General features: G+C 33.9%; 9 protein-coding genes. 4 read left to right on the plus strand and 5 right to left on the minus strand.

Features of this window, described 5'->3' with window-relative positions:
- Positions 1-27: 27 nt before the first annotated feature.
- From Q0A18_RS11800 to Q0A18_RS11815, 4 genes are read left to right on the plus strand one after another with little or no spacing between them, the layout of a single operon-like run.
- On the plus strand, positions 28-768 hold the full coding sequence (locus Q0A18_RS11800; protein ID WP_292010348.1) for a tetratricopeptide repeat protein: 741 nt from the start codon (positions 28-30) through the stop codon (positions 766-768).
- 26 nt (positions 769-794) lie between these two features.
- Positions 795-2504, plus strand: a complete 1710-nt coding sequence (locus tag Q0A18_RS11805; RefSeq protein WP_292010349.1) for a BatD family protein — start codon at positions 795-797, stop codon at positions 2502-2504.
- Between the two features lie 44 nt (positions 2505-2548).
- Positions 2549-3151, plus strand: a complete 603-nt coding sequence (locus tag Q0A18_RS11810; protein ID WP_292010350.1) for a MarC family protein — start codon at positions 2549-2551, stop codon at positions 3149-3151.
- A 5-nt stretch (positions 3152-3156) separates the two neighbouring features.
- A complete protein-coding gene (locus tag Q0A18_RS11815; RefSeq protein WP_292010351.1) occupies positions 3157-3351 on the plus strand; it encodes a hypothetical protein in 195 nt (64 codons plus the stop codon).
- A gap of 61 nt (positions 3352-3412) precedes the next feature.
- On the opposite strand, the gene Q0A18_RS11820 is transcribed toward Q0A18_RS11815, so the two are convergent.
- The 5 genes from Q0A18_RS11820 to Q0A18_RS11840 all read right to left on the minus strand — a co-directional run bounded on the left by Q0A18_RS11820 (position 3413) and on the right by Q0A18_RS11840 (position 7814).
- Positions 3413-4381: a chorismate-binding protein gene (locus tag Q0A18_RS11820; RefSeq protein WP_292010352.1), complete on the minus strand. Its 969-nt coding sequence runs from the start codon at positions 4379-4381 to the stop codon at positions 3413-3415.
- Between the two features lie 15 nt (positions 4382-4396).
- The gene (locus Q0A18_RS11825) at positions 4397-4825 is read right to left on the minus strand and encodes a PaaI family thioesterase (protein ID WP_292010353.1); all 429 of its coding nucleotides are present in this window, start codon (positions 4823-4825) and stop codon (positions 4397-4399) included.
- Positions 4826-4858: 33 nt separating this feature from the next.
- Complete coding sequence (locus tag Q0A18_RS11830; protein WP_292010354.1) at positions 4859-5449, minus strand: 1-acyl-sn-glycerol-3-phosphate acyltransferase; 591 nt, start codon at positions 5447-5449, stop codon at positions 4859-4861.
- Positions 5450-5756: 307 nt separating this feature from the next.
- Positions 5757-7472, minus strand: a complete 1716-nt coding sequence (locus tag Q0A18_RS11835) for a PspC domain-containing protein (protein WP_292010355.1) — start codon at positions 7470-7472, stop codon at positions 5757-5759.
- Between the two features lie 12 nt (positions 7473-7484).
- Complete coding sequence (locus tag Q0A18_RS11840) at positions 7485-7814, minus strand: PadR family transcriptional regulator (RefSeq protein ID WP_292010356.1); 330 nt, start codon at positions 7812-7814, stop codon at positions 7485-7487.
- Positions 7815-7880 lie beyond the last annotated feature (66 nt).

Genomic DNA, 7880 nt, shown 5'->3' on the forward strand with positions numbered 1-7880 from the left:
ACATATAAAAAAATAATTTTGCATGAAATGAATACTAAAATCATCTTTTTATCGTTTTTTATTGTTTTTGCATTTTCAAGTCTTCTGTTGGGCCAGGAGAACTATAGAACTTTGGTGTATGAGGGCAATCAGAAATTTGAAGGTAAAAACTATGATGGGGCGTCTTCCAAGTATATGGAGGCTGTAAAAGCTAATGAAAAAGATTTTATGGCTCATTATAATCTCGGAAATGCTTTGTATAAAAATAAAAAGTATGAAGAAGCAAAAGCTGAATTTGAAAAAGCACAGCAGCTTTCAAAAACACTTCCTGATAAAGCAGCAGCACTTCATAACTTAGGAAATACCTATATGCAGATGAATCAGCCGGAAAAAGCAGCGGATTATTATAAGCAATCTTTAAAACAGGATCCTTATAACGAGGCTACCAGGAAGAATTTTGAAATTGCTAAATTAAAAGAAAAGGAAAACCAAAAGAAAAATCAACAAAATAATTCAGGCAAGGGCGGCGGCGATAATCAGCAGAAAAATGATGATCAGAAAGGAAAACCTCAAGATCAGAAGCAGGACCAGGGAACAGGTGAAGAAAATGAAGGAGACAGTCCCCAAGGCAAGGATCCGAATAAAGAAAAAAATAATCAGGGAAATATGCCTAAAGATCTTGAAGACGCCATATTAAATAAAATAAGCGATAAAGAAAAAGAAACCGCCAGAAGAATTTTAAATAAAAATTCTTATTCGATGCCCGAAAGCAACGAGAAAGATTGGTGATGCAGCATAAGTTAATTTACATATTAATGATTCTAGGATCCGTAATTTCTTATGGACAGGTGAGTTTCTATGTAAATGCTGATAAAAACGATTATTCAGGAAAGGATGTGATCAACCTTACTGTGGTACTTGAAATGAGCGGTGGAGAGTACAATCAGCAGACTCCTTTCCGTATGCCGGATCTTTCCAAATTCAATATCATAGGGACAGGTTCTGTAAATAACGGGTATATTGATCCTGAAACCAATACTGTAATTACTCAATCCGTAACCAGAATTGCTCTTGAGCCCAAACAGCGAGGGAAGGTAAGAATAGGCTCCGTTCTAGTTACTGTCAATAACAAAATTTACAAAACAGAACCTTTTGAAATTTCCATTAGGGATGTTGAAAAGAAAAGTGTAGCCACTAATGCCGCCAATGATGTCTATCTGAATGTAGAAATAGAGGACAGAGAAGTTTATAGAAACCAGGCTACTATTGCTGTTTTAAAAGTTTATTCTAAAAATATAGATAATTTCAGAAAGGTAAAAAATATCAATCTTCCTCGTCAGGAAAATATTAATGTACATCCGATTAATTTTAACCGATCGGAAATTGATCTTCCAGGCTCCGGAAATATGGCTTCTCAGATTCTGGCTATGTTTTTGGTGTTTCCCAATAAATCAGGAAATATAGAAGTGCCGGCAGTTTCTGCTTCATTGAGTACTTTTTCTAATAAGAGTAAAATAGTTTCCAATAGAGTAAAACTTAATGTAAAAAAACTGCCTGACGGCTGTCCGGAACACTTTACCAATGCAGTAGGTAACTTCAATGTTAATGTGTTTAAAGCTTCTAAAGAGAAAATAGAAGTGAAAAAACCAATGAATGTCGTTGTGAAGGTGTCGGGAGAGGGTAACCTTACGGATATGCATCTGCCTAAAATTCAGGAATCTCCTGATTATGAGGTTTTTGCCCCTAAAATAACATCTAAAGTAATTCCCGGAATGACAGGAATGAAAGGGGAGATTCTTGCCAATTATATTATTATTCCTAAAAAGTCGGGTGACCTTTCTATTAAAACAGAAGAGTTTGCATTTTTCAATCCGGTGCTTAAAGAATATGTTGATCTGGGACAAAAATCATTAGCTGTTAATGCTTTTTCACATGACCAGATTTTAGAATCACGTTCTACAGTGGAGAAAGTAAATGAATATACCAATACTTTTTTAGAAACAGTAGATAGCCCTGTTTTAAAAACAACTTCTTTTAAAGTTAAAGAAAAAAGTAAATTTAATTGGAGCATTTTATGTGTCAATATGGTGATCCTTTTAGGTTTATTTATTTTGTATCTGCTGTTTAGGAGTTGGCAAAAAAAACGTAATCTGATTAAGGAAACTGTATCTTCTCAATCTATCGGTTCTGTAGCAGAAAAAGAAAAAGAAATAAGAGAAAGGTTAAAGACTGATGTTGAAGATTATTTCAGCTATTTAGAAAATCTTAAAGATAAAGAAGACTATAATAAATTCTTTGAAACATTTGATGAATTGGATGCTGAGGTCAGAAATCAGTATTCACAGAGCTCTGCAGATGATTTTAGAAAATTTCTGGAGACCTATAAAGGGCTTTCTGTTGCAGAAGAATACGCAATTCTTTCTCGAAGAATCCAGATAGAAAAATATTCTCCAGTGAAATCCAAGGAAGGAATGAGCGAACTACTGAATAATATTGTTAATTTATATTCACAAATTAGCAAATAATTAATTTTTATTAATATTTTTGCGAAATTTTTAATTACAAAGGGATGGAGATATTTAACGACTTTTCTTTCAAAGAAATCATTACCTGTTTTATGGTTCTTTTTGCTGTTATTGATATTATAGGTTCTATTCCTATTGTGGTAGGGCTTCAGCAGAAATTTGGAAAAATTGAAGCTGAAAGAGCTTCCATTACGGCGGGCCTTATTATGATTATTTTTCTTTTTGTGGGAAATAAAATTCTTAAGTTTATCGGAGTGGATGTTAACTCGTTCGCTATAGCCGGTGCTTTTGTGATTTTTATCATAGCCCTGGAGATGATATTAGGTATTGAAATTAATAAAACTACGGAAGCAAAGTCCGCATCCATCGTCCCTATCGCATTTCCTCTGGTTGCTGGTGCCGGAACTTTGACGACGACTTTATCCTTAAGAGCGGAGTTTCATGATATTAACATCATATGTGGGATTATTCTCAACACAATTTTCGTATATTTGGTGCTGAAATCCGCCACTTGGTTGGAGAAGAGAATGGGAGAGGCTACTTTGGCTATTCTTCAGAAAGTTTTCGGGATCATCCTTCTGGCTATTTCAATAAAATTATTCACCGCAAACTTTGCACAATTAGTGCAGGTATATATTAATTTTTAAGAATCATGCAGAAGTTTTATAAAGTATTTTTAGTACTGTTTATCGTTATTATAGGTGTTAATCTCTATGCAATGGACTGGAAGTCGGATATTTTATCTGAAGATAATCTAAAGTTCGTATTTTCAATTGCTTCCGGAATTATCGGAGTTATATTGCTGTTTGTATTGAATACATGGAGTAAAATCGGGGTAAAAAAATAATATTACAATAATATAAAAAAAGAGGAGCTTATTATGATTCTCTTTTTATTTTTTATCAAGTTTAAGCTATTACCAGGTTCTTTAAAACAGCATCTGATTTAAGCTCTGTTTCCATCCATTCTTTTTCCGGGTTACTTTGTGCTGTAATTCCCCCTCCCACAAATAAATGAACGCTGTTTTGAAATAATTTTGCACAACGCAGATTCACAAAATACTGGATGGTGTTTTCAGTGCTTATTTTGCTGTATCCTGCATATAATTCACGTGGGAATTTTTCAAATTCATCAATCTTTTCTTTGCAGAAATCTTTAGGAATTCCACAAACAGCTGGTGTAGGATGCAATTCCATAATTATTTTATCCAGGTCTTCCGGGTTTATTCTAGCTTTGAAATCTGTACGGAGATGTTTGATATTCCCTGTGATATGATCATAAGTTTCCGAAATATCAATTACATTGGTATAATTACGTAAAATGTTCTCGATATAATTGGTAACGGGTTTTTGTTCCTCAATTTCTTTTTCTGACCATTCCTCATTGATGGGAAGAGTGGCAGCCAGACTCATGGTTTCAAATTCGTGAGTAAGGATATTGAATTTTCCTAATACCTCCGAAAACGCTCCGATCCAAGCCATTTCTCCTTTAATAAATAAATATCTGAATGCGTTCGGGTAAGCATTACAAAGATTTTTAAAGCTTTCTTTTACATCCAGATGCTCAAAATTACTGATGATCTTTCTTCTGGATAAAACAAGTTTAGGAAGATTATTTTCTTTGATGACTTCAATTACTTCTTTTAGCTTTTGAAGATATTCGTATTTAGATTCCGGGATGAAAGGATCAGCCTCTATAGGTAGGGATTGTTTATCTATACATGTTTTTTCAAGCTCTTCGGGATCTATACTGGTTACTCTTCCATTAAAGTGGACTTCTTCAATACCATTAAAGGAGGTGAAGCTAACGGAATATAGATCAGATTTTTCGTCCGTAGTATACAGACTTTCGTTAAAAGGGAATTTAAAAAATATCATGAAAATAAATTACTATTACTTAGTAATAATATTATTGGTCATCGTAGTATGATTGATTAGAGTGCCTTTTTCATCACGGATTTCAATTTCAGAAACATGCATTGTTCTTCCTTTTCTGATGAAACTTACGGTTCCGGTAACCATTCCGTCTTTTTTACTTCTCAGGTGATTGGAATTAATATTAGTTCCTACTGCATAATATTTATCACTGTCAATAAAGATGTTGGATAAGCATGAGCCTAGCGTTTCAGCAAGCACACAACTTGCCCCTCCATGTAAGATACCAAGAGGCTGATGAACTTTAGGCTGAACAGGCATTGTGGCTGAAAGAATTTCATTTTCAAGATCCAAATCTGTAAATTTAATTTCAATTGTCCGGGCTAAAGTTTCTTTTCCCCAGTTATTTAAAAAATCTAATATTTCTTCTTTTGTATTCCCTTTCATTATTTGTAGATATGAAGTTAAGTTTCCTAATTCTTAGTGTTCACTGTTGGTTCCCATAATATCTGGATTCCAGTTTTCAGGGACTTTAGGAGTAATTTCATTATTGGTGTAGTAATCACTGATTTCCTGCATGATTTCAGCGAAAGGAACAGATGCAATTCTCTCATAAGGAATCTGGTATCCCAGATACACTATTTTTTTCTTGAAATCTCCTGCCGCAAGAACGATGGGTACTTTTGCGGCCAATGCCATATGATAGAATCCTTTTCTCCACTTAGGAACCCAGCTTCTTGTACCTTCAGGTGTGATTACAAGGCTGAAGTCTTCTTTCTGGAACTGCTGGGCAACAAAATTAACAAGATCATTTTTCTGGCTTCTGTCTATCCCGATTCCTCCAAGGCCTTTTACAACTCCACCGTACCAGGCTTTGGTATGAGCATCTTTAATAATGATTTTCAAAGGTTTGTTCAGAGACCAATAGGCGAAATTTCCTAAAACATATTCCAGGTTATGGGTATGAGGTGCTACGACCAGAATACATCTGTCCAGATTGTTCACATCCCCTTGGAGAACAACCTTCCATCCCAATAATTTTAGCATTAATTTGCCGATCAGTTTTTTCATGTAAATGGGTTTAAAACAAAAAAGTATAACCAATGAGGTTATACTTTACAAATATATTGAAATATTGTCGCTCTTAAAACAAACCGCCGATTAAATCTACGATTTTTATTACTACTTGTAAAACTACTTGTACCATGGTTATGAATATTTAGATTGGTTTAGATTTTTATAGTTTAAATAACTATATCACAAATTTATAATAATAAAACTAAATATAAATATATTTTTAAATATTTTTAGAGAAGAAGAGTGTGAATTTCAAACACTTGCTTTCCATTCACACCTTCTTGCCACTCTCTGCAGTTAATTATTTAGTTTTTATGGAAATTTCTTTTTTTCCGTCCTTGATTTTAATATCAACATCTTTCATTTTTCCAATGTTGGTTTTCATAGAATCAATAATCTGATCAGCCTCTGCCTTAGGCACTTTATTTCCATTGATAATTACACTATCCTTATCATTAGAATTGTATTCGATAGTAGAGCCGTTTACGGAAATTTTGTTTTTCTCGATTTTAATGGTTCCGTTTTCATCTTTATCCTGATCATTATCATCAATTCCATCTCCGTTAAGATCTCCGTCAAAGTCAATTCTTCCTTGCTTTACCGGAATTACTACTGTTGTCTGAGGAATTACCAGTTCATAATTGACTCTGTAATCTCTGAATCTGTGTTCGTAAGGATATTTAATATAATTAGGAAGCAATATCTTGTTGTCAATAACTTCTACCGGAACAGTAACCTGTATTGGGAAATTATATCCGTTTCCTTCTTTTTTAATGATAAGATAAGGTGTTTTTACTTCTGGTTTTCTCGTAACATCTACAGAGATATAATCTTCTTCATATACAGTTTTCTTATCTGAATAAATATTATTGTCATAGGCAATAAAGTTTTGGGGAATATTAACTTGTTTTACATCTACATAAATACTGTCTGATTTTGTATTAATGGCGACATTTTCGGTATCTTCCTTACTGCCTTTATAGATAAGATCTTTTTTTGCCATGTTGATCCCAAAATATGTGGAGGCTCCGAGAAGGATGATAAATAAGGCACCTATAACATACCCTACATTTTTTAATTTTGTTTTTGGAGAAAATAATTTAATGCTTAACAAACTGAATATAATTGCAGGAATCAATGTACCAATAACCATCATACTAAGAAGTACTTTATCCATCCCATTGTCATCAAAGTAAAAATTCATTTCATTAATTCCAGGAAAATTATCTGAACCAGTCCCAAATATCCCAAAAATAAAGAATGTTCCTATAATACATCCTACCGCCATTAAGGCGAAGATTGCACCTAATACATATTTGATTAAATTCCAGATTCCACTCCCTGCATTATTGATATATGGTTTGTTTTCGTTGTATATTTCTCCGACCCTCTGTGTTGATTCATTGGCAAACTGTACCAGTTTGTTAGATTCATTTTTCAGATTATCGAAGTTCATGGGCTTTCCCTTCATTTTCAAAAAATCTGAAGCGGTTTCAGCCTTAGGCAATACGATCCAAAGAATAATATATAATAAGCCTACAAGAGTAGAAGAGATGGCAGCGGTAAAGATTCCCAGAATAAAAACTCCTAACCATATTGCTCTCATAGCAGTCATATCCATTCCGACATAATGAGCTAGTCCTGCACAAACTCCGGCGATCTTCTGTCTTTCCGGATCACGGAAAAGCTGTTTTTTGTCTGTAGTTGTGCTTCCCGTATTCTTTTTAGTTGTATTCTTTTCAGAGAAATAAGCTTCTTCCTGTTCTTCGATTTTTTCCGGAGTTCCGATCTGTGCAATGACTCTTTCTACATCACTGTCATTGATTACTTCACGTTTTCCCAAAGCATCTTTGAAGATCTCAACCATTCTTATTTCTATATCGTGCATTACCTCGTCCGCTTCTGAAGTATCTAAAGAATTTCTCAGGGCATTAAGATAATCACTAAGCTTTATATATGCGTGTTCTTCTATGGTAAAAGAAAAACCTGCGAGTCCTATTGAGAGTGTCTTGTTCATAGCTTTGTTTTTTTAATGTTTTTGGGTGATTTGGTTTACTGAGTCTGTTAAATCATTCCAGGTATTTTGAAGTTCATTTAAGAAAAGTTTACCTTTTTCTGTGATCTGGTAATACTTTCTTGGTGGCCCTCCTGTAGATTCTTCCCATCTGTAAGAAAGAAACTCACCATTTTTTAATCTCGTCAGGAGAGGGTAGAGTGTTCCTTCCACTACATCCAGTTTTCCTTTTTTCAGTTCATCGATTAAGTCGGAAACATACATTTCACGATGGTTGATGAGACTTAAAATACAGAATTCCAGAATTCCTTTTCGCATTTGCGCTTTGGTATTTTCAGTATTCATCTTTAATAAGTTTTTTAATTGATTATATATCAGAATAAGTTCCTAGCTAGATGAGCCTATTCTAAT

This window comes from Chryseobacterium sp. (genome assembly GCF_022712095.1).
Classification (GTDB): domain Bacteria; phylum Bacteroidota; class Bacteroidia; order Flavobacteriales; family Weeksellaceae; genus Chryseobacterium.